This is a genomic window from Streptomyces sp. NPDC005963, from assembly GCF_040638655.1.
In the GTDB taxonomy this organism is placed as follows: Bacteria; Actinomycetota; Actinomycetes; order Streptomycetales; family Streptomycetaceae; genus Streptomyces.
Window position 1 is genome coordinate 47572 of record NZ_JBEXVD010000005.1, and the last position, 26321, is coordinate 73892.

Here is a 26321-nt window from a genome sequence, read left to right on the forward strand (position 1 = left end):
CTCGACGAGGAGTTGGTCCGTCATGCAGCTCACCGAGACCCGGCTGACCGAGAGCCATCGGGCCACGCTCGACCAGGCCCTCGAAGCCATCCGCAGCCGCGCCTACTGGTCCCCCCATCCGGAGCACCCCAAGGGGTACGGCGAGAGCGCCCCGGCCGACGGGGTCGCGGCCTTCGAAGCGCTCCGCCACACCCGATTCGACCTGGACCAGCCGGGCACCGACGGCTGGACCGGTGCCGAGACCTCCCCCTACGGCCCCGAGCTGGCCATCGAGTACCCCCACCCGGACGTGGAGGTACTGCTTCCAGCGATGCGCGCAGCCATGCCCCCCTGGCGGGCCGCCGGCCCCGAGATCCGGGCACTGCTCTGTCTGGAGGTCCTGGCCCGCATCAGCGCCCGTACGCACGAGTTCGCCCACGCCGTGATGCACACCAGCGGCCAGGCGTTCATGATGGCGTTCCAGGCGGGCGGTCCCCATGCGCAGGACCGCGGCCTGGAAGCCGTGGCCTACGCCTATGCGGAGCAGACCCGGACGCCCGCCGCGGCTGACTGGTCGAAGCCCCAGGGCAAGCGGGACCCCCTGAAATTGAGCAAGTCGTTCACCACTGCGGGCCGGGGCATCGCCCTGTTGATCGGCTGCAACACCTTCCCCACGTGGAACGGCTATCCGGGGCTGTTCGCCTCGCTGGCCACGGGCAATCCGGTGCTGGTCAAACCGCACCCCCGCGCCGTACTACCGCTCGCCCTCACCGTGCGGGTGGCGCGTGAGGTGCTCGCCGAAGCGGGATTCGACCCGAATCTGGTCTGCCTGGCAGTGGAGCGGCCGGGTGAGGGCATCGCCAAGACCCTGGCGACCCGTCCCGAGATCAAGATCATTGACTACACGGGGTCCAGTGCCTTCGGTGACTGGCTGGAGGTCAACGCCCGTCAGGCCCAGGTGTACACGGAGAAGGCCGGCGTCAACACGGTCCTCATCGACTCCACCGACGACTACCAGGGCATGTTGTCCAACCTCGCCTTCTCCCTGTCCCTCTACAGCGGTCAGATGTGCACCACCCCGCAGAACCTCCTCATCCCCCGGGAGGGCATCTCCACGGACGTCGGCCCCAAGTCGTACGAGGACGTCGTGAGCGATCTCGCCGCCTCGGTGAGCGGTCTGCTCGGCGATGACGCCCGTGCGAACGCCCTGCTCGGCGCACTGGTCAACGAGGACGTACGGGGGCGGCTGGAAGGCGCGGCCAAGCTGGGTGAAGTCGCGTTGGAGTCGCGCGCCGTCGTGAACCCGGAGTTCCCCGAGGCGGTCGTGCGCACGCCCGTGATCGTAAAACTCGACGGGGGCGAGGAGGCCGAACCGGTCTATCTCTCGGAGTGCTTCGGTCCGGTGTCCTTCGCGGTGGCGGTGGATTCCACAGCGGACGCGGTGGAACTGCTGCGGCGCACCATCCGCGACCAGGGCGCCATGACGGTGGGCGCCTACACCACCTCGCCGGAGGTGGAGCGGGCCGTCGAGGACGTGTGCCTGGAGGAATCGGCACAGCTCTCGCTGAATCTGACCGGTGGGGTGTACGTGAACCAGACCGCTGCGTTCTCGGACTTCCATGGATCGGGAGGGAATCCCGCGGCAAACGCCGCCCTGTGCGACGGGGCGTTCGTCTCGAACCGATTCCGCGTGGTGGAGGTCCGGCGCCAAGCCTGACCGCCGTGCGGGGCAGCCGCCTCTGCCCCGCACGCCGCACCGCGCTGTTGTCGTCACCGACGAACGGGGTCTCCTGTCACCGTCGACGCCGGGAGCGGCACCAATGGACCGGACCCCTGAGTGCTCACTCAGCGGAGCGCTTCGACGTCCGGAGCCGCCGGGAACCCGGTGCCACCCCAGTGGAAGAGGGTCATGGCCACGCTGGTCGCGAGGTTGTAGCTGGACACCTGGGGCCTCATCGGCAGGGCGAGCAGTTCGGTGGCCTGACTGCGGAGTTCGGGTGAGATGCCGTGGCGCTCGGAGCCGAAGGCGATCAGGGCGTCATCGGGGATGGGCACCGATCGGATGTCCTCGCCCTCCGGGTCGAGGACATAGAGCGGACCGGGTGGAAGACCGTCGGACGGGAGGTGCTCGACGGCAGTGGCGTAGTGCAGTCCGGCACCGGCTCGGACGACATTCGGATGCCAGGGGTCGAGGTCGCCGGTGGTGACGACTCCCGTGGCACCGAAGCCCGCGGCGAGTCGGACCACCGCACCGACGTTCCCGAGATTGCGCGGATTGTCGAGGACGACCACCGGCGATGTCCGCGGAAGCCGTTCCAAGGTGCGTACGTTCGCCGCTCGGCCGGGGCGCGTCGCAAGGGCAGCGACCCGGGTGGGGTGGACGCGGGGGAGGAGTTCCCGGAGGGTGCCCACCGGCACTTCGCACACGAGGTCCTTCAGCCGTTGCGTGACATCGCCGGCAAGGTCTTCCGAGAGAGTGAGGACGGCGGCCTTGTCGCTGGTCAGGGCCATCTGCACTTCCGCACCGAAGCGCAGGGCGTGCTTCAGGGCATGGAATCCATCGAGCAGCAAGGCGTCCGGCAGGGCTTCCTGCCAGCGCCGTACTGCTGCGGCGGTGTCGTCATCGCTCATCGGCCCAGGTTACGGCTGTTGCGGCGATGGGTCGGGCGATGCCTTGACGGTGACGTCGTGACCGGACGGCTGCCGAGGAGTGGTCTGCGTTCCCAGCGGAGCGCGCTGCTCCTGCCTCCCCTGCCGATCGACTGCCGAGCCCCTCGGATCGACTGCCGGGTCCGTCGAATCGTCTGGCCGACGGTTCCCGAACCGTGAGCCGATTCGGGATCGGCCTCGGGCGACGCTCGCCCCGAGCCAGACCAGGAAGGCGGTGGGGAGGAACACCGCATCGGCGGCGATCATCGCGAGTGAGAAGAAGGGCAGTCCGAGGAGCACGGCGATGGCCGCGTGCTCCAGCATCATCACCGCGAGGAGCACGTTCTTCACCCGCCGGTTGAAGAGGGTGAAGGGGAACGCGACCTGCACGATGACGGTGCCGTAGGTGAGCACCATCACCATGACACCCCCGGAGGCCAACAGATCGGAGAGCGCGGGCCACGGTGTGAAGTAGTCGAGTTTGAGGGGGTAGTACAGCGCGGTGCCGTCCTGCCAGCGCGACCCCTGGACCTTGTACCAACCGGCGGTGGCGTAGATCAGGCACACCTCCGCCATCACGACGAGCAGTCCAGCGTTGTGGAAGAGGTTGGCGATGGAGTCCAGCAGCAGGCGCGGCTGACCGTTCGGGGCATGGCGCCCGAGCAGCCACCACAAGCCCTGTACCGCCCAGAAGGCCCACAGGAAGAGGAGGACGTGCCAGCCCGTCTGATTGAGGAAGGTTCCGAACAGCAAGAAGACGCCGAGGACCGTCCAGAGGAGGGGGCCCGCACCGTCGGCTGAGCGCTCGTCCTGCGGCTCCTTGGCCAGGCGGGCAGCCCGTCGCGCATCCAAGGACCAGACCTGTCCGCAACGAGTGAAGACGAGGTAGATGGCCACGAGGTGAATGACGTTGTCGCCGCCGTCGCCGATGAAGATCGAGCGGTTCTGCAAGGACAGCACGCCCACCATGAACAGGGCGGACATGGTGCGGGTGCGCCAGCCGAGCATCAGCAGGGCGCTGGAGAGCACCGACACCGCGTAGACGGACTCGAACCACAGTCCGCCGTCCGACCACATGAGGGTGGTGAAGGCGTCGTTTCCGGAGATGAGTTGGCGCCCCATCTCCCAACTCCAGGGCGCGTCGGGCCCGTACATCGCCCGGCGGTTGGGGAACTCGCGCAGGAGGAACAGCAACCAGGTGGCGGCGAATCCCACCCGGACGATGGCCGTCTGATATGGCCCCAACGCGGTCGACGTCACCGCTTGGACGGCATCGGCGACCCGGCTGCGGGAAGGGTGGGTCATCCGTCCGCCTCCGTACGCTCCACGGTCTCTTCGCTGCCCTCGACCGGACGGTCGTCGGCGGAGATCGTCCACCACGGCAGTTCGCGGTAGGACGGCCGGGTGTCGGTCTGCTCTTCGCTCCACTCCGGGGCTTCGACCAGGACGGTCGTCGCCCGGAAGCGAACGCGCTCGACCGCCCCGCGGAGGTCGTGCGCTGCGAGACGCACGAGGGCGATGCGCTTCAAATAGCTCTCGGAGAGCCGACCGCGAAGCCCGTTGGGACGGTTCTGGTCGTCGTGGGAGTTCGCGTAGAGGTCCCAGGCACGACGCAGTTTGTTCTGTTCGACGTGGCTGGGCAGCAGATTGCCCCGTATCGATGCGGTGTCTTCGGCGGTGAGGTCGAACCAGTCGGTGACGATCCGCTCGCCGTCCGTCCTGCGGACCTCCGCCTTCACCTGTACGCCGACGTTCTGCTGGAGCGGATTGGGAGCGAAGAGCTTCCAGTTCTGTTCGAACTCGGGATAGATCCAGGCGTCGACCGTCTTGCCGTGCTGCTTGGTCACCGTGTTCGAGGGTGCGACGTGCAGGAAGACCATCGCCACATGGGTGCCGGCGATCAATGTGATCAGAGCCAGCGCGGCACCGAGTGCGGCTTGATAGGGACGCGAGAGGCCGGCCATGCCCCGCACGCCCTCCGACGGCGGCGGAGGGTCGGGGGGTATCGGGCCTTGCGGGGATGCAGAGCCGGGCCGGGGTGGGTGGGCTGTCCCCGGTGCAGCGGCTGCCCGCACCTGCTGCGGTGGGATTGCGCTCGGAGCACCGGCCCGAGCCGGCGAGGACCGGGCTGGATGAGCGTGCTCCTGGCCGTCGTCAGAGACCGGACGGGTGTGCTCCAGGCCGTCGTCAGCGAAGTGCGCTTCGCCCTGCGCAGCGATCGGCTCGCCGCCGGGGTCAGTGGCCGCGCCGCCTCTGTGGCGGTCGAGGGCGTCGGACCCGCCCGGGGCGCTCAGCCCGCTTCCACGGTCGCCGGTGCTTCCGGCGTCATCGGCAGCCGTGGAGGGAGTCGTGGGAGGAGTCGTGGGGATCCCGGCTCCGGAATCGTCCACGAGCGGTTCGGCAGGAGGGTCCTCACCCCCGGGGTGATCCGGGGGGTCCGCGCCACCGGCAACCGCTTCCTCCGGTGCGACGGCGGGTCTCGCCGGCTCCGAACCGGCCTCGGCAGGGGGCTTCGCGGCGCTCGCACCGGATTCAGAAGACCCATCAAGCGGACGTTTGCGCTGCTCAGCAGAGCCGGATGCGGGCCCGTCCACCCGATCGGTCGAACGCCCGGGCCGTCGGCCGTCGGCACCCTTGGTGCCACCGCTGTCGTACGAGTGCATCCCGCCCCGATCCCGCGTCGCCCCACCCTCGGTCATCCACAGGGTTGACACCTTAAGGGGCAGCGACTCACCATTGAAGTCAAGGAACCGAACGATCGGTCGGTAGGGGGTTCGGATGACCGCAGTGCCCACAGATGCGGTAGACGACTATGAGGCGGTTTTCGACCGAGCCGTCGCCGCCGACGAGCGCATCGAGCCGCGCGACTGGATGCCGGACGCCTACCGGGCGACCTTGATCCGTCAGATGGCGCAGCACGCCCACTCCGAGATCATCGGTATGCAGCCCGAGGCCAACTGGATCACGCGCGCCCCCTCACTCCGCCGCAAGGCGATCCTGATGGCGAAGGTCCAGGACGAGGCGGGCCACGGGCTGTACCTCTACAGCGCCGCGGAAACGCTGGGCGTCAGCCGCGACGAACTGCTGGACAAGCTCCACGCCGGCCGTCAGCGATACTCATCGATCTTCAATTACCCGACGCTGACCTGGGCCGACGTCGGAGCGATCGGCTGGCTGGTGGACGGCGCCGCCATCACCAACCAGGTTCCGCTGTGCCGCTGTTCGTATGGCCCCTACGCCCGTGCGATGGTCCGCATCTGCAAGGAGGAGTCCTTCCACCAGCGCCAGGGGTACGAGTTGCTCCTCACCCTCTCCCAAGGGACCCCGGCACAGCATGAGATGGCGCAGGACGCGGTGAACCGCTGGTGGTGGCCCTCCCTCATGATGTTCGGCCCGCCGGACGACGAGTCCGCCCATTCGGCGCAGTCGATGGCGTGGAAGATCAAACGCCACTCCAACGACGAATTGCGCCAGCGCTTCGTCGACATAGCCGCCCCCCAGGCAGAGGCGCTCGGGCTCCGACTGCCCGACCCCGATCTGCGCTGGAACGAACAGCGCGGACACCACGACTTCGGGGCGATCGACTGGGCGGAGTTCCAGGCCGTCCTCCAGGGGAACGGACCGTGCAACGAACAGCGCCTCACGCAGCGGCGCACAGCCCATCAGGAAGGCGCCTGGGTCCGTGAGGCCGCTGCGGCCTACGCGGAGAAGCACGCTCCTCGTGGCCAGGGCTCCGCGCACGGTACCCGCCCGCAATCGAGCTCGGCGCCCCGACCCGCAGCCCAGCAGCAGGAGGCGACCTCATGAGCAGCTCGACCGAGTGGCCGATGTGGGAAGTCTTCGTCCGCCCCCGCCGCGGGCTCTCCCACACCCACGCCGGCAGCCTCCACGCTCCCGATGCGGAGATGGCCCTGCGCAATGCCCGCGACCTCTACACCCGTCGTGGCGAGGGCGTCTCCCTGTGGGTGGTGCCCTCCGCCTCGGTCACCGCTTCCTCACCGGACGAGAAGGACCCGTTCTTCGAACCCGCCGCCGACAAGGCATATCGGCACCCGACCTTCTACGAGATCCCGGACGGGGTGAAGCACCTGTGACCACCACGGCGAACGCCGCAGCACTCGCCCTCGGCGACGATGCGCTGGTGCTCTCCCAGCGGCTGGGGGAGTGGGCGGGACACGCTCCCGTCCTTGAAGAGGACGTTGCGCTGGCCAACATCGCACTCGATCTCTTGGGCCAGGCCAGGGTGTTGCTCTCCTTCGTGGGGGACGAGGACGAGCTGGCCTTCCTGCGCGAGGAACGCGCCTTCCGCAACCTCCAACTCGTCGAGCAACCGAACGGCGACTTCGCCCACACCATCGCCCGCCAGCTCTACTTCTCCGTCTGGCAGCACGAGTTGTACGGGCAGCTCGTCTCCGCCGAGGGCGAGTTGGGCGGCCTCGCCGCGAAGGCCGTCAAGGAAGTGGCGTACCACCGGGACCACGCCGAGCAGTGGACGCTGCGCCTCGGGGACGGTACGGCACACAGCCATCAGCGGATGCAGCAAGCCTGTACGGCGCTATGGCGCTTCACCGGTGAGATGTTCGAGCCCCTTGAGGGGCTGGCCATCGACTGGGAGGCCCTGGAAGCGGCTTGGCTGGGGTCCGTCACCGCCACGCTGGAGCGAGCGACGCTCACGCCGCCGTCGGGCCCTCGGTCGGGAGGCTGGGCCGCCGGGGCGGGGCGCCAGGGCCTGCACACCGAGTCGTTTGGCCGGATGCTTGCCGAGATGCAGCACCTGCATCGGAGCCACCCGGGGGCGTCATGGTGACCGACACCCTCCTTGAGGCAGAGCTCCGCAGCCTGGCCGGCGCGGTACCCGACCCCGAGCTTCCGGTGGTCACACTGGCCGAGCTGGGGGTGCTGCGCGGAGTGCAGATCACCGGCCCCGGCAGCGTCACGGTGGAGCTGACCCCCACCTACACCGGCTGCCCGGCCGTCGAGGCGATGACCGCGGACATCGAGCGAGTACTTCACGAGCACGGGATGGCGGAGGTGTCCGTGGTCCGAGTCCTCTCCCCCGCCTGGTCGACCGATGACATCAGCGCAGAAGGGCGTCGAAAGCTCGCGGAGTTCGGCATAGCACCACCGCGGCCCCGCTCCTTGAATGAGCCGGTTCCGCTTGCTCTCTCCGTGCGCTGTCCCCACTGCGGATCGACCGACACCGAGTTGCTCAGCAAATTCTCCTCCACCGCCTGCAAGGCGCTGCGGCGGTGTGTGGCCTGCCGCGAACCCTTCGACCACTTCAAGGAGTTGTGAGATGTTCCATCGGCTCCGGGTCAGCGCGGTCGAGGAGCTGACGGATGACTCGGTGGCCGTGACCTTCGCCGTTCCCCCGGAGCTGAACGAGACCTTCCGCCACACTCCAGGGCAGCATCTGGCACTGCGCCGAGTGGTCCGGGGCGAAGAAGTGCGCCGCACCTACTCCATCTGCTCCCCCGCGTCGACGCCCGATGCGGCGCCACTCCTCCGGGTGGGCATTCGCATGGTGGACGGCGGGGAGTTCTCCACCTACGCACTGACGGAACTGGCCGTCGGTGACACCGTCGAGGTCATGCCCCCCATGGGTCGGTTCCGTCTCGCCCCGCGTCCGGGCCGCTTCGCGGCGGTCGTCGGTGGCAGCGGGATCACACCTGTCCTGTCGATGGCAGCAACCCTGCTGGATCGTGAGCCGGAGGCCGCGTTCTGTCTGATCCGCAGCGACCGGACGGTGGGGTCGACGATGTTCCTCGATGAGGTCGCCGACCTCAAGGACCGCTTTCCCCAGCGCTTCCAACTGGTGACCACTCTCTCCCGGGAGGAGCAGCAGTCGGGCCTGCCGTCGGGACGGCTGGACGAGGCACGGCTCGCCACACTGCTCCCCGCCCTACTTCCGGTGACCGACGTGGACGGTTGGTTCCTCTGCGGCCCCTTCGGGCTGGTCATGGGTGCTGAGCGCGCCCTGCGCGGGCTCGGTGTCGATCGGGCCCGTATCCACCAGGAGATCTTCCACGTCGACGACGGTTCCTCGCCCGCCCCTGCGCCGGTGACGGCTCCCTCGCACGCTTCCCTCACCGCGACCCTCGACGGCCGGTCGGGCACCTGGCCCGTACGTGACGGGGACTCGCTGCTGGAGACGGTGCTCCGCAGTCGCTCCGACGCGCCCTATGCCTGCAAGGGTGGGGTCTGCGGCACGTGTCGGGCATTCCTCGTCTCCGGCAGGGTCCATATGGACCGCAACTTCGCCTTGGAGCCGGAGGAGACCGACGCGGGCTATGTGCTGGCGTGCCAGTCACATCCAACAACGCCAGAGGTCGAGCTGGATTTCGATCGCTAGTGCTGTGACCGGAAAGGTCTGCCGGTGAACGTTTCCGGTCACAGCACTAGCATCCGGGACGGCCTGGAAAAAGCCGAATGGCAGCGGTCTCGAAGCTTCGTGGGCGCAAGGGAACCTGGCCGGCCGGAACACCGCAGTTGGTGCCTCTGTAGGACATCGGTACGACCGCGGACGGGCCTTGCAGCAGACATGGCCCTGCGAGGTCGGCCATCCACGAAGGGCGGTCCGTGGACAGCCGATCGGAGACGCTCCGTCCCGGCATCGGCTGTCCCTCGGCCAGAGAACCGGACAGCTCGGCTTCCAGCAGGGCAGTCGGTCGAACACCGAAGGTCATCGTCGGCCGTTGACCATGCCGCGCAGGCTCAGGGCTCCCGCGCTGTGGTGGCACACGATTCGTGTACCTGACGCCCCCTTGGAAGGCCGCCTGAAACTACCCGTTGTGACGGTTGTTTCCGCAGCTCACAGCACATGTGCCTCGGTTCCGCCGTCCGCGACCATCGGGCGACCCGCACCATCCCAGGCGAGCATGCCGCCCTCGATGTTCACTGCATCGATGCCCTGCTGGACCAAGTACTGGGTGACCTGGGCGGAACGCCCTCCCACCCGACACATCACATAGGCCCGGCGACCGTCCGAGACGGCATCGGTCACCTCACCGAAGCGAGCTACGAAGTCGCTCATCGGCACGTGCAGGGCTCCATCGACATGTCCGGCGGCCCACTCCTCGGCTTCCCGGACGTCGAGCACCAGACCGTCAGCCGGCACCGCCGCGACATCCACCGAGGGCAGCGGAGCGAAATTCATGGTCAAGCCTTCTCTCGTCGACATGCAGCGAAGGGTGCGCTGCCCAAGGCGTCGAACCGGTCGACCGCCTCCGAAAAAACTACTCCACCAGCCGTGACAGTTCCTTTTCCCGTTCGGCAACCTGCGCGAGGAGCTGTTCGGCGATCTCATCGAGGAGCCGATCGGGATCATCAGGAGCCAGCCGCAGCATTCCGCCGATCGCGCTCTCTTCCAGCTCCTTGGCAACCGCCGCCAGCAGTTCCTTGCGCTGGGACAGCCACTCCAGCCTTGCGTAGAGTTCTTCGGCCTCGCTCGGCCGCTCCTCGGCGGGAACCGGCCCCGCGTCCCACTCTTCGGAGAGCGTCCGCAGGGCATCTGCATCACCCAGCGCATAAGCGGCGTTCACGCGGGTGATGAATTCCTCCCTGCGCTCGCGCTCCGGCTCGTCCTGCGCCAGATCAGGGTGCGCCTTACGGGCCAGCTCGCGGTAGAGCTTGCGGGCCTCCTCACTGGGGCGCACCCGCTTGGGCACCCGCACGGGCTGGTCGTTGAGCATCGCCGCAGCCTCGGGAGGAATGCCATCAGAGTCCATCCAGCCGTGGAAGAGCTCGTCCACGCCGGGCATCGGCATCACCCTGGCGCGGGCTTCCTGAGCCTTGCGTTGATCTTCCGGATCACCGGTGCGGGCGGCCAGAGCCTCGGCGATCAAGGCGTCCAGCTCGTCCAGCCTGGTGTACATGGGGCCCAGCTTCTGATGGTGCAGCCGAGAGAAGTTCTCGATCTCCACCCGGAACGTCTCCAGCGCGATCTCAAACTCGATCAGCGCCTGCTCGGCAGCGCGCACCGCCTTCTCCAGCCGGTCTTCCGGCCGTGGTCGCGTGTCCTGCACTTCGTCATTCCGGGACGTCTGCCCCCCGGAGGCACCCTGGGTCACCCGCCCAGCCTAGGGCCTCCCTTTCCGATCTTGCAGCGTTGCCCTTCGCACCCCGGGGAGACAACGGTCGAACCACCCGCGATTGCCCCGCCGGGCCACCCATGTTTCCTCCTCCGAAAGACCCCTCTTCGGCACCGGGGCCAACCCGGTACTCCGCCGGCTCGCCACGGATCAAGATCTCCGCCCTCCCCTGTGGGCCTGGCCCCGGTCGGCGGCCCCAACCCCGCGCCCGGCGCTTCAGCACACACGGGCGCGTGGCCGCGGAGCAGGGAGCCCGCCGCACGGACCGCCAGGGCCGTCAGCGCCGCACGAGAGCCCGGAGAATCAAGGGGCCGACACCGGGAAGCCAAGGATCAAAGGAGCCGGGATCAGGGGAGCCCGGGCCTCCATCGGCCCGTGCCCGACCTCACCCCGCAGCAGCGGAGCCTTCCGTACTGATCCGCCCAGTGATGTCCGCCCGCTCACACACCCAGCTCGGCGGCTATTCGACCGCTCTTGATCGCTGTGAGCAGGTCCGCGTGATCCGCTTCCGTGCGGTCCGCGTAGACCACGGCGAACCGCGCCAGTGCCTCATCCAGTTCCTCGCTCTTGCCGCAGTAGCTGGCGATCAGCCGCGGGTCCGCGCTGTGTGCGTGCGCACGGGCCAGCAGAGCGCCCGTCATCCGCCCGTAGTCATCGAGCTGAGCCGGAGTGAGCGCGGCCGGGTCCACACTCCCCTTGCGGTTCCTGAACTGCCGTACCTGGAAGGGCCGTCCCTCGACCGTCGTCCACCCGAGCAGGATGTCGCTGACCACCTGCATCCGCTTCTGGCCACACACCACCCTGCGACCTTCGTGGTCCACTTCGGGCACCTGGAACCCGGAGGCGGCAAGGTAGGGCAGCAGCACCGAGGGGCGTGCTTCCTTCACCTGCAACACCAGCGGATCGCCGAGGTGGTCCAGAAGGAGCACCACATAGGAGCGGGTACCGACACTGCCCGTGCCCACCACCCGGAACGCGACATCGTGTATTTCATAGCGGGCGAGCAGCGGCAACCGGTCCTCCGAGACCGTGCTCAGATACTGCTCCAGGGAAGACGCCACCGCCGCCGCCTCTGCGTCCGACACCCTGCGCAGGACTGGGGCCGCGTCGACGAACCTCCTGGCCTCGCCCGCGCGGTCGGTGACCACTTCGGTCGCTTTGGCAGCGAACCGGGCGCTGGTGTTGTTGCGGGCCTTCTCCGAGACCCGCTCCAATGTGCCGAGCAGATCGCGCGCATCGGTGTGGGAGACCAACTCCTCATCGGCGATCGCATTCCAGGCGTCCATCGCGGGGAGCTTCGCCAGCAGCCGCATCGTCCGTCTGTAGGCGCCCATGGCGTCGAAGGCGGCGTCACGACAGACGGACTCCTTCGCCCCGGCGACTCGTCCTGCGAGCACCAGGGAGGCAGCGAGCCTCTTCACATCCCATTCCCAAGGACCGACGACCGTCTCGTCGAAGTCGTTGAGATCCATGACGAGACGCCCGCGCACATCCCCGTAGAGACCGAAGTTCGCAGCATGGGCATCACCGCAGAGTTGGGCGGAGATGCCGGTCACGGGCGTGCCCACGAGGTCATGAGCCATCAGACCGGCGGCACCGCGAAGAAAGGCGAACGGGGAGGCGGCCATCCTCCCCACCCGTATCGGTGTCAGCTCCGGGACCCGCCCCCGGCTGGACTCCTCCACGGCCTCCACGGCATCAGGACGCTCCACCGCGAGCACCAGGGAGTCGTGGGACGCCCTCGGTACGCGGCTCCGCAGCCCCTTGCCCTCCTGCTTGGGCGACGGTCGGGCCTCCACCCCGGCCCCGTCTGTGGACGGCTCGCTCCCGGTCCGCCAGGAAAATCCCGGGACCTGCGGAATGCGTCCATCGCCCACCACGGCAACCCCCTGCGCGCCACGTTCGGCAACACTCGCGCCTTCGGTAGAGCCCGTCCGCTTCCCAGGAACGCCCTTAACGTCGCCCATATCGTGCGATCCCCCCTATGTCGTCACACTGCCAACATCAACCGAGCTGACCGTACCCCTGGCGCCCGCGGGCCGTCTCCCCCTGTGGATAACCATTGACAGGTCCCATTCAGCACCGTGATCGCCCGGCCGGAAGTCCATGTTCTCCACCTTCGATCCGTCGTCGGGCCGGCTCGTCTCCCACCCGAACAGGGCGACTGCTTCGGCTGAGGGCGGGTCGTCGACGTTTCACGTGAAACAAGCAATCCCCGCCTCACGGAACCCGGTACGTCCCAAGCCAAGTCAAACCCCGGATGACGTTCCCCACCAGCCGTCCCCCGGCGCCCTATGGACCAGAGCGAATCGGCGATCAGTCACCCAGTCCCGCATCACGCGCCAGCAACGCTGCCTGCACCCGGTTGTCACAGTCCAGCTTCGCCAGGATTCGGCTCACATAGGTCTTCACCGTGGCCTCGCTCATATGGAGGCGCCTTCCCGCGTCCGCGTTGGAGAGCCCTTCACCCAGCAGCGCGAGGACGTCCCGCTCCCGAGCGCTGAGCCCGGCCACTCTCAACCGGGCCTGTTCACCACGAGCCGCGGCGCGCCCCGAGGCGAGCTGGTCCACCACATGCCGGGTGGCGCCGGGGGAGAGGTACGCATCGCCCGCGACAGCCGCCCGGACGGCCCCGATCAACTCGGCAGGCGCGGTGTCCTTCAACAGAAAGCCCGCACCTCCGGCCTCCAGGGCCCTCAGTACGTTGTCCCGCTCACCGAAGGTCGTCAGGATGATGACCCGCGTACTCGGAACCGCTCGGCGCAACTCACCCATCGCCGTGAGCCCGTCCATGACCGGCATCTGGATGTCCAGCAGCACCACATCGGCGCTGTGCAGTCGGGCGAGGTCCACCGCTTCCCGCCCGTTCGACGCCTCCGCGACGACTTCGATCTCGCGGTCCGAGGTGAGGATCATTCGAATCCCGGCCCGGATGAGCGGCTCATCGTCAGCGATGACCACCCGAATCGGCGCCCCCGTCATGTCCAACCTCGTACTCTCCGCCGGAACGCAGTAGCGCCAGCCTTCTCCACAGTTCCCCCGGGGCATCGGCCACGGGCACCCCGACCGGCTGCCGTCCCATCCGCATGAGAACCAACCGGATCCCACGGTATGCCCCTGCCCCACCAGGTCCGCCCTGCGGGACACCGGTCAGAGCGCCGTCGCAGCAGTCGACGGACACGCGCCGTCTGGCACGGCCACTCCGGCGGCGACGCCCCGAACACATGGCATCGCTATCGTCCGACCTCGTACGACTTCTTCTCCACGAGCTTCCCGTCCTTGAAGCAGAAGCGGAAGACGGGCTCGGAATCGATGTCGTTGCCCACTTCGGACGACATCAGCACCAGACAGCGGGCACCCTCCGGCTTCTTGGGTCCCTTGCCTCCCAGCCCCACGGTCGCGATGGTGTCGCCGCTCGGGAGCTGCTTCCGTACCGAGTCCTCGTCGTCCCCGACCTGTACCTGCTGGTAATCCGCGGGATCGATCATTCCGTCGTTCACCGAGCTCAGCAGGAAGTAGATCCCCGCCCCAGCCACGGCCACGAGGACCAGAAGGGCCACCAGGGATATCCCGCAGCCAAGCCCGATCCCTCCGGCTCTGCCCCTGCCCGCCCTGCCGTCCAAATAGCTCATCATCGGCGCCTTTCCCGCAGCACTCCAGTCCAGGACCGGAACACCATCCACGCCGACCGCCTTCGGCGCCTGCTGGTGAAAGTCGTCCTCCACAGCGACCAGAGGCGTTGCCTCCACCACCCCGTACGGCAGGACTCCCGCCACCCGGAACCCGCCGTCGTCGAGTGCACCGGCGTGCACCATCCCGCCGACCAGCCGGGCCCGCTCCCTCAGCCCGGTCAGGCCCTGACCTCCGCTGACCACCTCCTCGGGCTCCTGCGGTGCCACGGCACTGACGATCTCCACGACCAAGGAGTCCGGCTCGTAGCGCAGCTCCACCGTGATCGGCGCACCGGGCGCGTGCTTGTAGGCGTTCGTGAGGGCTTCCTGAACGATGCGGTACGCCGCGTGATCGGCCGCGGCGGCAAGCGGCCGGGGCTCCCCCTTGGTCCGCAGCTTCACCGTGTTGCCGGCGGCCCGTGCCGCCTCCACCAGTCCCTCGATCCCCGCCGTCCCCCGAACGGCCCGCCCTGATTCGTCCACGGGCTCGGTCGGGGCGTGCACGCCGTCCCGCAGGATCCCGACGACCTCGCGCAGCTCGTGCATGGCGGCCACCGAGGCCGTCCGGAGCACCCCGACCCCCTCGCGCTGCCGCTCGGTGAGCTCGGGGTCCACCTCCAGGGCACCCGCATGCACGGAGATCAACGCCAACTGGTGCCCCAGGCTGTCGTGCATGTCCTGGGCGATCCGCTGGCGCTCCAGCAGCCTGGCTTGCCCCGCGACCATCTGACGCTCCCAGAGCAATTGCGCATTGCGTTCCTGAAGTGCGTGCAGAAGGGTCCGCCGCTGACTCCAGTAGCGACTGGCGAGGGCCGGTACGACTGCGGTGGCCAGGAAATAGAGCGTGGTCAGCAGCACCGTCGTCAGCGGCATGTTCTCCGACCAGGCACCCACGAGGGAGGAGCCGACGAACAGGACGTAGGCGATCGTGAAGGCCACCAGCGCCCTGCCTGCGCCCACGATCCGCCGCCCGGCCGACCAGGCGACCACCATCAGAAGCAGGGAGAAGCCGGCCACCAGGCCCGCCACAGCGCCGGTGATGATCAATACGAGCGTTGGCAGCCGGCGGCGCAGCAGGCTGAGCACGGCCACCCCGACCGCGCTGAGCACCAGCAGGAACGTCCTGGTCCCCACCAGGTCTTCGATCCCGGCGGCCACGAGCGCGATCACCACCGCCAGCACCAGTTCGCCGGCGGTACGTCGCCGTGTCACCGAACGTGAACCAGCAGGTGGAGCCTGTAGATCGGGCCCGATGAGCCAGATCCAACCCGCTCTCAAGGAGGTCAGGACCTTTCTAAAGACAATCACCTCCGCACCATAGACAAGGGGCCGGATCGCGCTCGGCCGACTTTCGTCCCCTCCCCCATAGACGATCGTCGCGCTGCTGGAAGCAGGCTTCGGGAAGGAACCCTCGTACTACTTGCGTACCGGTCGTCAGCGACGCACCCGCCACGCTCCGGCCCCGTCGACCGACTCATGGGTGTTCTGCTGCCGCGCTCTGACCACGTAGTTCTTGGGGAATGACGACATACGAGAAACGGGCCTCCACCGCGACTTCCGTCACTGTGGAGACCCGTTTCATCGAATCTCATGGTGCGCGAGGGGGGAGTTGAACCCCCACGCCCTTTCGGGCACTGGAACCTGAATCCAGCGCGTCTGCCTATTCCGCCACCCGCGCATTGGGTGTTACCGCTTGGATCTTCACCGGTCCGGTGCGTCTCCTGGCGACATGCAGAAGATTAGCACGGTGCACAGGGTGGATTCACATCCGATTGTTTGACCCTCGGCACGGGAGAACAGGCGAAGGCAGGGCGAGCCGCACCCGGCCCGATCAGCGGTCGCCACGGCGGAAGCGCGGGGCAAAACGGCAGGCGGGGACGGCGCGCACGGGCGGAGGAACAGCTGAGCGGGCGGAGGAGCGGCTGAACGGAAGCGCGCCCCTGCTTCCCGGAGGGGACGGACCGCCCGGCGGACCTCCGGCGCCCTGCACGGCGCATCGAGTGGTCCCGTCGGGCACCCAGCACGGCGACCGGCTCGTCACGGTCCCCACAGCCGCGGCACAACCGTGGCACGAACAGGAAACAAGGCGCGGGGGCAAACAGGTCCTCAGACGCAGAACCGGTCCTCCCGAGCAGACGGAGAAACCCGGAAAGGGGGACTCCGACCGGCCGTACGGGGTACGGGCGAGCGGCTGACCCCGTATCCCGGGCACGGCTTCCGGCAGCCGGCACCGACGGCGGCGTTCTTCGGACAGCGCCCGCCCATCAGGCTCTGACCAGCCTCTGAGCGGGCATACCGACGGGAGGGGACGGGGGAAGGACAGCGGCGAGGCGGCAGATGCATCGAGTACGAGACAACGGAGAGACTATGGAAGACGACAAGCGAGACCGACGCCGCGGAGGGTCGGGCACCCGCTCCTCCGCGGCGTACCCCGGGTGCGGGACACTGTCATAGAGCCGCCTCTACGATCCGTGTGAGAGGTGACACTCATCGACGGTGCAGACAAGGGGAACCAGCCGATTTCCCGACGCGTGGATACGATCAGTAAGCAGTATCAGGACGGCAGCAATGGAGGAGGTGCCCGATGGGAGTCCTGAAGCGTTTTGAGCAGCGGCTCGAAGGCATGGTCAACGGCACCTTCGCCAAGGTGTTCAAGTCCGAGGTCCAGCCCGTCGAGATCGCCGGCGCCCTCCAGCGCGAGTGCGACAACAACGCGACGATCTGGAACCGCGAGCGAACAGTCGTCCCCAACGACTTCATCGTCGAGCTGAGCACGCCCGACTTCGAGCGGCTGAGCCCGTACTCCGGCCAGTTGGGCGACGAGCTCGCCGGACTCGTCCGCGACTACGCCAAGCAGCAGCGGTACACCTTCATGGGCCCCATCAAGGTCCATCTGGAGAAGGCCGACGACCTCGACACCGGCCTCTACCGGGTGCGCAGCCGCACCCTCGCGTCGAGCACCTCGCAGACCTCCGGCGGCCCCGACACCGACTCGGGCGGCTACGGCTATCCGCCCCGCGCAGTCGGCAACGCCCCCGCCGGCGCGCCGCCCATGCCCGACGCCCCGCCTCCGGGTGGCCGTCCCGGTCCCACGCCGATCGGGGACCGCCGCCCGGCGGGTGGCCCCGGCCCGCTGCCGGGGGGCCAGGTGAGGCGCTGGATCGAGATCAACGGCACCCGCCACCAGATTTCCCGCTCCACCCTGGTCCTCGGTCGCAGCACCGACGCCGACGTGCGCATCGACGACCCCGGCGTATCGCGTCGCCACTGTGAGATCCGGACCGGAACGCCCTCGACGATCCAGGATCTCGGGTCCACCAACGGCATCGTGGTAGACGGACAGCACACCACCCGCGCTACGCTCCGCGACGGCTCGCGGATCGTCGTGGGCAGCACCACCATCGTTTACCGGCAAGCCGAAGGGTGAAGCGGGGGCAATGTCAGAGCTGACCCTTACGGTCATGCGGCTAGGTTTTCTGGCCGTTCTGTGGCTTTTTGTAATCGTGGCCGTTCAGGTCATTCGTAGCGATCTGTTCGGTACGCGGGTCACGCAGCGCGGTTCACGCCGCACTGCCGACGCGCGACCGCAGCAGGCGCGCCAAACCGCGGCACCGCCGCAGCAGCGTCAGCAGCCCAGCGGGCGTCAGCGTCGCGGGGCACCGACCAAGCTGGTGGTGTCCGAAGGCACCCTCACCGGCACTACGGTGGCGCTACAGGGCCAGACCATCTCCCTGGGTCGGGCCCATGATTCAACGATCGTGCTGGACGACGACTATGCGTCCAGCCGGCATGCCAGGATCTACCCGGACCGTGACGGCCAGTGGATCGTCGAGGATCTCGGGTCCACCAACGGCACCTACCTCGACCGGACCCGGCTCACCACTCCGACGCCGATTCCGCTGGGCGCGCCGATCCGCATCGGCAAGACCGTCATCGAGCTGCGGAAGTAGTACGAAAATGAGCGAGCGGAGCGAGCGAGCCGCCGCGGTCCCGAAAGCGGACCTGGATCGGCTCCCGACCGGAGGGTGGGCAGTGTGGCGCGAGACCGGCTGTACCCCGAGCCGACGGGCGAGGTGCGCATGAGTCTGTCTCTGCGCTTCGCCGCCGGATCGCACAAGGGCATGATCCGCGAGGGCAACGAGGACTCCGGCTATGCCGGGCCCCGACTGCTGGCGATCGCCGACGGCATGGGCGGCCAGGCGGCGGGTGAAGTCGCCTCGTCCGAGGTGATCTCCACGCTGGTGACGCTCGACGACGACGTGCCGGGTTCCGATCTGTTGACGTCGCTGGGCATGGCCGTGCAGCGGGCCAACGACCAGCTGCGCCAGATGGTCGAGGACGATCCCCAGCTCGAAGGCATGGGCACCACGCTCACGGCCCTGCTCTGGACGGGACAGCGGCTCGGCCTGGTCCATGTCGGTGACTCGCGTGCCTATTTGCTGCGCGACGGTGTGCTCACGCAGATCACGCAGGACCACACCTGGGTGCAGCGGCTCGTCGACGAGGGCCGGATCACCGAGGAAGAGGCCACCACCCATCCGCAGCGCTCCCTGCTGATGCGCGCGCTGGGCAGCGGTGACCACGTCGAACCGGATCTGTCGATCCGTGAGGTCCGTGCGGGCGACCGCTATCTGATCTGCTCCGACGGCCTGTCGGGCGTGGTCTCCCACCAGACGATGGAAGAGACCCTCGCCAGCTACCAGGGCCCCCAGGAGACCATTCAGAACCTGATCCAGCTGGCGCTGCGGGGCGGCGGCCCCGACAACATCACCTGCATCGTCGCCGACGTCCTCGACACCGACTCCAATGACACTCTGGCCGGTCAGCTCAGTGACACCCCTGTCGTCGTCGGTGCGGTGGCGGAGGTTCAGCACCAGCTGAACGACGGTGGCGCGATGCAGACCCCGGCGGGCCGTGCGGCCGGGCTCGGCCGTCCCGTTCCCCCGCAGAGCGGGGGCTTCGGTCCGCCCGGCAGCGGCGACGGCATGGGGTACGGCGGGTTGCCTCCGGACGGCTCGTACGACGCGTACACCGATGACGACTTCAGCAAGCCTGCTCGTGGACGCTCCTGGTTGAAGAGATCGTTCTTCATCACCCTCGCGCTCGCGGTGGTCGGCGGCGGTCTGTACGGCGGTTACCGCTGGACGCAGACGCAGTACTACGTCGGCACCGAAGGCGACAACGTCGCCCTCTACCAGGGCATCAGCCAGGACCTGGCGTGGGTCTCGCTCTCCAAGGTGAAGAAGAACCACCCCGAGATCGAACTCAAGTACCTCCCGCCCTACCAGCGCAAGCAGGTCGAGGCCACGATCACCCAGAAGAGTCTCGGCAAGGCACGCTCCAAGATCAGTGAACTCGCCGCGCAAGCCTCCGCCTGCAAGAAGGAGGAGCAGCGCCGCGATGCGGCCGATCGTGTGAGTGCGGCGCCGCCCGGTGAGGGCGAGGCGGGCGGTACGACCGGAGTGCCCGCCACCCAGAACGCGAAGAAGCAGAACACCGAGCAGAACGTCGACCAGACGAACGTCAGCACGCCGTCCACGGCCTCTCCGTCTCCTGCGCCGGGCCCCACCCTGTCGGAGGACGAGCAGAAGCTGGCCTCGAACTGCGGGAAGCAGTAATTCAGCCGTAGGGGGCCCTCTCCACCATGAGCGTTGTGACCAACACCACCACGATCGGCGCGATCGACGCACCGAGTCGCCGCAACACCGAGTTGATGCTGCTCGGTTTCGCGGTCGCCGTCCCGGTGCTCGCGTACATCAATGTGGGGCTCGCCCTCGACGGCAAGCTGCCCGCCGGTGTCCTCGGCTACGGGCTGGGGCTCGGGCTGCTCGCGGCCGTGGCACACCTGGTGGTGAGAAAGTTCGCCAAGTACGCCGATCCGCTGCTGCTGCCGCTCGCGGTGCTGCTCAACGGCCTCGGGCTGGTGATGATCTGGCGGCTCGACCAGTCGCCCCGGTTGATCCAGCGTGCGGAGGGCGCGTTCGGTTCCTTCACCCCGGACGCCCCCAAGCAGATGCTGTACTCGGCGATCGGCATCGCCCTCTTCGTGGGCGTCCTGCTGTTGCTGAAGGACCACCGCATCCTCCAGCGCTACACGTACATCTCCATGGCCGTGGCGCTGATCCTCCTGATCCTGCCGATGTTCTTCCCCGCCCGTAACGGCGCGAAGATCTGGATCAGCCTCGGCCCGATCAACATCCAGCCCGGCGAGTTCGCGAAGATCATCATCGCGATCTTCTTCTCCGGCTATCTGATGGTGAAGCGTGATGCGCTGGCCCTCGCCAGCCGTCGGGTGATGGGTCTCTACCTGCCGCGTGGGCGTGACCTCGGTCCGATCCTCGTGGTCTGGGCGATGTCCATCCTGATCCTCGTCTTCGAGACGGACCTCGGCACGTCACTGCTGTTCTTCGGCCTCTTCGTGATCATGCTGTACGTGGCCACCGAGCGGACCAGTTGGATCGTCTTCGGTCTGCTGATGTCGGCCGCGGGTGCGGTCGGCGTCGCCACCTTCGAGCGCCACGTCCAACAGCGGGTCGAGTTCTGGCTGAACCCCTTCGCCGACAAGACCTGGGCCCAGAGCGAGCAGATCGGCCAGGCGCTGATGTCCTTCGGTGCCGGCGGCACCCTCGGCACGGGCCTGGGACAGGGCAACTCCGACCTGATCATGTTCGCCGCCAACTCGGACTTCATCCTCTCCAGCTTCGGCGAGGAGTTGGGGCTGGCCGGGATGATGGCGTTCTTGATGATCTACGGACTGATCGTGGAGCGCGGGGTACGCACGGCGCTCGCCGCTCGTGACCCGTTCGGCAAGCTGCTGGCCATCGGCCTCTCCGGAGCCTTCGCCATCCAGGTGTTCGTCGTCGCCGGCGGTGTGATGGGCCTGATCCCGCTGACCGGCATGACGATGCCGTTCGTCGCGGCCGGTGGTTCGTCGGTGATCGCCAACTGGGCGCTGATCGCGATCCTGATCCGTATCAGCGACACCGCCCGCAGGCCTGCGCCCGCGCCCGCCCCGTCCCCCGATGCCGAGATGACCCAGGTGGTCCGACCGTGAACAAGCCCCTGCGCCGGATCGCCATCTTCTGCGGGCTGCTGATCCTCGCACTGCTCGTGCGCACGAACTGGCTCCAGTTCGTCGAAGCGGAGGAACTGAACACCCACGACCGCAACCGCCGCGTCCTGATCGACCGGTACGCCAGTGAGCGCGGCAACATCATCGTCGACGGCAAGCCCATCACCGGCTCGGCCAAGACCGACGACACCGACTTCGCGTTCAAGCGGACGTACATCAACGGCCCCATGTGGGCACCGGTGACCGGATACGCCTCCCAGGCGTTCGGCGCCAACCAGATCGAGAACCTTGAGGACGGCATCCTCACGGGCAACTCCGACCAGCTCTTCTTCGACCGCACGATGGCCATGTTCACCGGCGACAAGAAGAAGGGCGGCAATGTGGTCACCACCCTCAGCGGAGCCGCCCAGAAGGCCGCCTTCGAAGGGCTCGGCTCCAAGAAGGGCGCGGTCGCGGCGATCGAGCCCAAGACCGGCAAGATCCTCGCGCTCGCCTCCACCCCTTCGTACGACCCCTCGTCCTTCGCCGGGTACGGCGCGACCGACGAGAAGGCGTGGAACGCGTTGGAGAAGGACAAGGACAAGCCGACGCTGAACCGCGCGCTGCGCGAGGTGTATCCGCCCGGGTCGACGTTCAAGGTGGTCACGGCCGCTGCGGCGCTGGAGCACGGAGTGCTCAAAGACATCGACGAGGACACGGACACCCCGGAGCCCTGGAAGATCCCGCTCTCCACCCAGCCGATGAAGAACCACGCGAAGGGCTGCGAGAACGCCAGCCTGAACCGGGCCATGGAGGTCTCCTGCAACTCCGTCTTCGCCAAGCTCGGTGATGAGGTGTCGCGGGACAAGATGGTGGAGACGGCCTCGAAGTTCGGCTTCAACGCCGAGCACTTCGTGCCGGTCCGTGCTTCTTCGTCCACCTATGACAAGAACATGGACCGGGGCGGAAACGCCCTTTCCTCCATCGGCCAGTTCAACACCACGGCCACTCCCCTCCAGATGGCCATGGTCACCGCGGCGATCGCGAACGACGGCAAGCTGATGAAGCCGTACATGATCGACCAGTTGGAGGCCCCCAACCTCGATGTGATCGAGAAGACCGAGCCGCAGGAGCTGAGCCGTCCCGTCTCCCAGGAGAACGCCCAACTGCTCCAGAAGATGATGGAGAACGTCGTCGAGAAGGGCACGGGCGGCAACGCCAAGATCAAGGGAGTGACGGTCGGCGGCAAGACCGGTACGGCGGAGAACGGCTTCAACAACAAGGGCACGCCGTACGCCTGGTTCATCTCCTACGCGAAGACGGGTGACGGATCTCCGGTGGCGGTCGCGGTCGTCGTCGAGGACAGTGACGCCCGCGGCGGCGACATCTCCGGCGGTGGCCTGGCGGCGCCGATCGCCAAGTCGGTCATGAAGGCGGTCCTCGACAAGAAGTGACCGGTCGGGTGCCCGTGGTTCGCGGTCGTCGTGGGAGAAGTGAGCTGCGGCGAGGAAGAACCCGGGCGCCCGTCGTTTTGGGGCTCCGGTCGGGGCGCTCGTTCTCCGCCTGCTGCCGGTCGGAATGTGATTCCCGGCCCTTCGGGGCGGGCACGCCCCTCGATTCCGTGGGCTGCGTCACAGATCCATCCGGATGTCGAGGCCCTTCCGACCCGTTTCGGGGGGCCCTTTTCCGGGTGATTCACCGCGGGCGGTTTCCGAACGTTTTCCCGCCGCCCCGTCACCCCTGCGCAGGGGTGGTGAAAGGCAACCCGCCGTCATCATTCCTGGCAGCCCGCCCGAAGAATGCCCGTTCCGTCGATCGAAGGGCCCGGTTTCCGACGCCGGGTTCACCATTGCCTGGTCAGCCCTGGTGAGCCGCTCGTAGAGGAATTCGGAACTCGTATACCGGTCGGATATCGGCTGCCCGGGAGGGCCGGGTTACATCCGACGCGACGGGTACCGTATCCCAGGCAGCCACAACTGGTTCAGGGAGAGGTTCACCGCTATGGAAGAGCCGCGTCGCCTCGGCGGCCGGTACGAGCTGGGCTCGGTGCTCGGCCGTGGTGGCATGGCCGAGGTCTACCTCGCCCACGACACTCGGCTCGGCCGCACCGTCGCTGTGAAGACGCTGCGGGCGGACCTCGCCCGCGATCCGTCCTTCCAGGCCCGGTTCCGCCGCGAGGCCCAGTCGGCCGCCTCGCTCAACCACCCGGCGATCGTCGCGGTCTACGACACCGGCGAGGACTACGTCGACGGTGTCTCCATCCCCTACATCGTGATGGAGTACGTCGACGGCTCCACACTCAGGGAGTTGCTGCACTCCGGACGCAAACTGCTGCCCGAGCGCACGCTGGAGATGACGATCGGCATCCTCCAGGCGCTCGAATACTCCCACCGCAACAACATCGTCCACCGGGACATCAAGCCGGCGAACGTCATGCTGACGCGCACCGGTCAGGTGAAGGTGATGGACTTCGGCATCGCCCGCGCCATGGGTGACGCCGGAATGACGATGACCCAGACCTCGGCCGTCATCGGCACGGCCCAGTACCTCTCCCCCGAGCAGGCCAAGGGCGAGCAGGTCGACGCCCGCTCCGACCTCTACTCGACGGGCTGCCTGCTCTACGAGCTGCTCACCGTGCGTCCGCCGTTCATCGGCGACTCACCGGTGGCCGTCGCCTATCAGCACGTGCGCGAGGAGCCGCAGGCCCCCAGCTCCTTCGACCCCGAGATCACGCCTGAGATGGACGCGATCGTCCTGAAGGCCCTGGTCAAGGACCCCGACTACCGGTACCAGTCCGCGGATGAGATGCGCGCGGACATCGAGGCGTGCCTCGACGGGCAGCCGGTCGCCGCGACCGCCTCCCTGGGTGCGGTCGGCTACGGCGCCTACGGCGGGGACGACCAGGCCACCACGGCCATGCGACACGCGGACCCGGCCGCCGCCCAGACGTCGATGCTGCCGCCGATGAACCCGGACGACGGGGGCTACGGCGGTTACGACGACCGCAGGGGTGATCGTCGCCGTCAGCAGAAGAAGTCAAACATGTCGACGATCCTGCTGGTCGTGGCGGGCATCCTGGTGCTCATCGGCGCGGTGCTGATCGGCCGCTACATCTTCGACGAGAAGGACAGCGCCGCCGGGGACATCGCGGTACCGATCTTCGTCGGCAAGACGGTGGACGAGGCGCAGGGGCTCGCGACCAACGCCCGCATCAAGATCGCCCAGTCCGGCTCCCAGCGCTGCGACCAGCCCAAGGACACGATCTGTAGCCAGACCCCGGCCAGCGGCCGGATGGAGCAGGGGGAGACCGTCCAGTACGTCCTGTCCGAGGGTGCGCCCAAGGTCGAGGTGCCGGACGTGACCGAGAAGTCGCAGGAGAGCGCCGAGGAGCAGTTGGGGCGCAAGGGATTCGTCGTCGACGTGAAGCGGGTCGAGTCCGAGCAGGAGCCCGGCACGGTCATCAAGCAGGACCCGCCGGCCAACAGCATGGCCGAGCAGAAGTCCACGGTCACCATCACGGTCTCCAAGAGGGCGCAGGTCACGGTGCCTCCGTTGGTGGGGAACCAGTTGGCGAGCGCCCGGGCACAGCTCACCACCTTGAAGTTCCAGGTCCGTGAGGAGTTCGTGGACTCGGACAAGCCGAAGGACGAGGTGCTGGAGCAGAACCCGCCCGGAAACACCAAGGCGGACTTGAACAGCACCGTGACGCTGAAGGTGTCCAAGGGACCCACGCAGCAGAGCACCCCGGTGCCCACTCTGTTCGGTCAGACGCTCGCCCAGGCGAAGATCATTCTGGAGCAGGCGGGCTTCCAACTCGGTGACGTCGACGGCTCCGAGGACGACAACGCGATCGTCGTCAGCCAGGACCCGCAGGGCGGTGCCCAGGGCAGCGCGGACCAGCGGGTGAACCTGAAGACCACGGGTGGCGGGGGCAACGGTAACGGCGGAAACGAAGGAGCCATCGAAGGACTGGTCGGCGGCGGCTTCGGCCGCGGCGACTAGAACGCCTCATCGATCGTGAGCATCGAAGTCCCGACCCCCGCCAGTGGGGGTCGGGACTTCGGTCATCCGGCGTCTGATGCCCGGCGTCGTGGGGCCGCCGTTGCACGGACGGCGGGACCGGTTCTGACCGCGGAGGGCAGCGGCCCGGGAGGGGGCAGGCCCGCGCCGTACCGACGCGAGGGGCGCGCCGTTCGTTTCAGCGCAGTTCGGCGGGGCGGTTCCGGTCGTTGTCGACCTTGATCTCACGCTCTAGCTCGCCCCACACGATGTAGCGGAAGTCCGAGGTGAAGACGGGCGTGCAGGTGGTCAGCGTGATGTAGCGGCCCGGTTTCGTCTTCCCGGACTCCTTGGGCACCGGCTGGAGCACGTCCACGTTGAACTTCGACGTCTTCGGCAGCGTCTTGTAGACCTTGTAGACGTACCAGGTGTCCCGCGTCTCGAAGACGATCGGGTCGCCGACCTTCATCTTGTGGATGTTGTGGAACTTCGCCCCGTGGCCGTCCCGGTGGGCGGCGAGGGTGAAGTTGCCCTTCGCGTCCGACGGCAGGGCGGACTTGATGGGATCGGTGTAGTAGCCGGCGGTGCCATCGTTCAGGTCCTTGAGGTCGGTGCCCTTCTTGACCAGCACCTCACCGTTCTTCATGGACGGCACGTGGAGGAAACCTATGCCGCCCTTGGTGTCGAGGTCGCCGGGTCCACGGCCCTTCGCCCAGTCGTCGCGGATCTCGTTGCCCTGGCGGGAGGACTCGCGTTCGGCTAGGACGTTGGTCCACCACAGCGAGTAGGCGACGAAGAGTCCCAGCACCACGCCCGCGGTGATCAGCAGTTCGCCGAAGACGCTGACGACACCGGCGATCCGGCTGCGAGCACGTGACACTG

The 26321-nt window shown here is 67.8% G+C and carries 21 protein-coding genes and 1 tRNA gene; 12 read left to right on the forward strand and 10 right to left on the reverse strand.

Features of this window, described 5'->3' with window-relative positions:
* The first annotated feature begins 22 nt into the window (after positions 1-22).
* Positions 23-1696, forward strand: a complete 1674-nt coding sequence (gene paaN, locus ABZ348_RS09840) for a phenylacetic acid degradation protein PaaN (RefSeq protein ID WP_358931161.1) — start codon at positions 23-25, stop codon at positions 1694-1696.
* Between the two features lie 128 nt (positions 1697-1824).
* On the opposite strand, the gene ABZ348_RS09845 is transcribed toward paaN, so the two are convergent.
* Genes ABZ348_RS09845 through ABZ348_RS09855 form a run of 3 tightly spaced genes read right to left on the reverse strand, consistent with a single transcriptional unit; the run spans position 1825 to position 4634 of the window.
* Positions 1825-2610, reverse strand: a complete 786-nt coding sequence (locus tag ABZ348_RS09845) for a TrmH family RNA methyltransferase (RefSeq protein ID WP_358931163.1) — start codon at positions 2608-2610, stop codon at positions 1825-1827.
* A gap of 9 nt (positions 2611-2619) precedes the next feature.
* Entirely contained in the window at positions 2620-3933 is a 1314-nt protein-coding gene (locus tag ABZ348_RS09850) for an HTTM domain-containing protein (RefSeq protein WP_358931165.1), read from the reverse strand.
* Positions 3930-4634, reverse strand: a complete 705-nt coding sequence (locus tag ABZ348_RS09855; protein ID WP_358931618.1) for a DUF5819 family protein — start codon at positions 4632-4634, stop codon at positions 3930-3932. Before ABZ348_RS09855 ends, ABZ348_RS09850 begins: the two co-directional genes overlap by 4 nt.
* 772 nt (positions 4635-5406) lie before the next feature.
* Between ABZ348_RS09855 and paaA the strand changes: the two genes are divergently transcribed.
* The 5 genes from paaA to ABZ348_RS09880 are packed head-to-tail and all read left to right on the forward strand — an operon-like array spanning position 5407 to position 8980.
* Positions 5407-6435, forward strand: coding sequence for a 1,2-phenylacetyl-CoA epoxidase subunit PaaA (paaA, locus tag ABZ348_RS09860; RefSeq protein WP_358931167.1), 1029 nt, complete (start codon positions 5407-5409; stop codon positions 6433-6435).
* Positions 6432-6722 (forward strand): 1,2-phenylacetyl-CoA epoxidase subunit PaaB, encoded by a 291-nt coding sequence (gene paaB / locus ABZ348_RS09865; protein ID WP_358931169.1) that lies wholly within the window; start codon positions 6432-6434, stop codon positions 6720-6722. Before paaA ends, paaB begins: the two co-directional genes overlap by 4 nt.
* Complete coding sequence (gene paaC, locus ABZ348_RS09870; protein ID WP_358931171.1) at positions 6719-7435, forward strand: 1,2-phenylacetyl-CoA epoxidase subunit PaaC; 717 nt, start codon at positions 6719-6721, stop codon at positions 7433-7435. Before paaB ends, paaC begins: the two co-directional genes overlap by 4 nt.
* Positions 7429-7923 (forward strand): 1,2-phenylacetyl-CoA epoxidase subunit PaaD, encoded by a 495-nt coding sequence (gene paaD / locus ABZ348_RS09875; RefSeq protein WP_358931173.1) that lies wholly within the window; start codon positions 7429-7431, stop codon positions 7921-7923. Before paaC ends, paaD begins: the two co-directional genes overlap by 7 nt.
* Before the next feature lies 1 nt (position 7924).
* Positions 7925-8980 carry a 2Fe-2S iron-sulfur cluster-binding protein gene (locus ABZ348_RS09880; protein ID WP_358931175.1) on the forward strand — a complete coding sequence of 352 codons (1056 nt, stop codon included), beginning with the start codon at positions 7925-7927 and terminating at the stop codon, positions 8978-8980.
* A gap of 459 nt (positions 8981-9439) precedes the next feature.
* Here ABZ348_RS09880 and ABZ348_RS09885 read toward each other — a convergent pair whose 3' ends face one another.
* The 6 genes from ABZ348_RS09885 to ABZ348_RS09910 all read right to left on the reverse strand — a co-directional run bounded on the left by ABZ348_RS09885 (position 9440) and on the right by ABZ348_RS09910 (position 16067).
* Positions 9440-9784, reverse strand: coding sequence for a rhodanese-like domain-containing protein (locus ABZ348_RS09885; RefSeq protein WP_358931619.1), 345 nt, complete (start codon positions 9782-9784; stop codon positions 9440-9442).
* 79 nt (positions 9785-9863) lie between these two features.
* Complete coding sequence (locus ABZ348_RS09890) at positions 9864-10697, reverse strand: hypothetical protein (RefSeq protein ID WP_358931177.1); 834 nt, start codon at positions 10695-10697, stop codon at positions 9864-9866.
* Positions 10698-11158: 461 nt separating this feature from the next.
* The gene (locus ABZ348_RS09895; protein WP_358931179.1) at positions 11159-12685 is read right to left on the reverse strand and encodes a DUF2252 domain-containing protein; all 1527 of its coding nucleotides are present in this window, start codon (positions 12683-12685) and stop codon (positions 11159-11161) included.
* A 349-nt stretch (positions 12686-13034) separates the two neighbouring features.
* On the reverse strand, positions 13035-13700 hold the full coding sequence (locus ABZ348_RS09900) for a response regulator transcription factor (protein WP_358931180.1): 666 nt from the start codon (positions 13698-13700) through the stop codon (positions 13035-13037).
* Positions 13701-13951: 251 nt separating this feature from the next.
* Entirely contained in the window at positions 13952-15601 is a 1650-nt protein-coding gene (locus ABZ348_RS09905) for a histidine kinase (protein WP_358931182.1), read from the reverse strand.
* Between the two features lie 379 nt (positions 15602-15980).
* Positions 15981-16067, reverse strand: a tRNA-Leu gene (locus ABZ348_RS09910).
* 906 nt (positions 16068-16973) lie between these two features.
* Here ABZ348_RS09910 and ABZ348_RS09915 point away from each other — a divergent pair.
* The 6 genes from ABZ348_RS09915 (at position 16974) to pknB (ending at position 25442) form a co-directional block, all read left to right on the forward strand.
* Entirely contained in the window at positions 16974-17816 is an 843-nt protein-coding gene (locus ABZ348_RS09915; protein ID WP_358931184.1) for a DUF3662 and FHA domain-containing protein, read from the forward strand.
* 10 nt (positions 17817-17826) lie between these two features.
* Positions 17827-18339 (forward strand): FHA domain-containing protein, encoded by a 513-nt coding sequence (locus ABZ348_RS09920; RefSeq protein WP_358931186.1) that lies wholly within the window; start codon positions 17827-17829, stop codon positions 18337-18339.
* Positions 18340-18468: 129 nt separating this feature from the next.
* Positions 18469-20007: a PP2C family serine/threonine-protein phosphatase gene (locus ABZ348_RS09925; protein ID WP_358931188.1), complete on the forward strand. Its 1539-nt coding sequence runs from the start codon at positions 18469-18471 to the stop codon at positions 20005-20007.
* Positions 20008-20033: 26 nt separating this feature from the next.
* Entirely contained in the window at positions 20034-21443 is a 1410-nt protein-coding gene (locus ABZ348_RS09930) for an FtsW/RodA/SpoVE family cell cycle protein (RefSeq protein ID WP_358931189.1), read from the forward strand.
* Positions 21440-22894 (forward strand): penicillin-binding transpeptidase domain-containing protein, encoded by a 1455-nt coding sequence (locus tag ABZ348_RS09935; protein ID WP_358931191.1) that lies wholly within the window; start codon positions 21440-21442, stop codon positions 22892-22894. Before ABZ348_RS09930 ends, ABZ348_RS09935 begins: the two co-directional genes overlap by 4 nt.
* Positions 22895-23441: 547 nt before the next feature.
* Positions 23442-25442 (forward strand): Stk1 family PASTA domain-containing Ser/Thr kinase, encoded by a 2001-nt coding sequence (pknB, locus tag ABZ348_RS09940; RefSeq protein WP_358931193.1) that lies wholly within the window; start codon positions 23442-23444, stop codon positions 25440-25442.
* 196 nt (positions 25443-25638) lie between these two features.
* On the opposite strand, the gene ABZ348_RS09945 is transcribed toward pknB, so the two are convergent.
* Positions 25639-26319, reverse strand: coding sequence for a class E sortase (locus ABZ348_RS09945; RefSeq protein WP_358931194.1), 681 nt, complete (start codon positions 26317-26319; stop codon positions 25639-25641).
* Positions 26320-26321 lie beyond the last annotated feature (2 nt).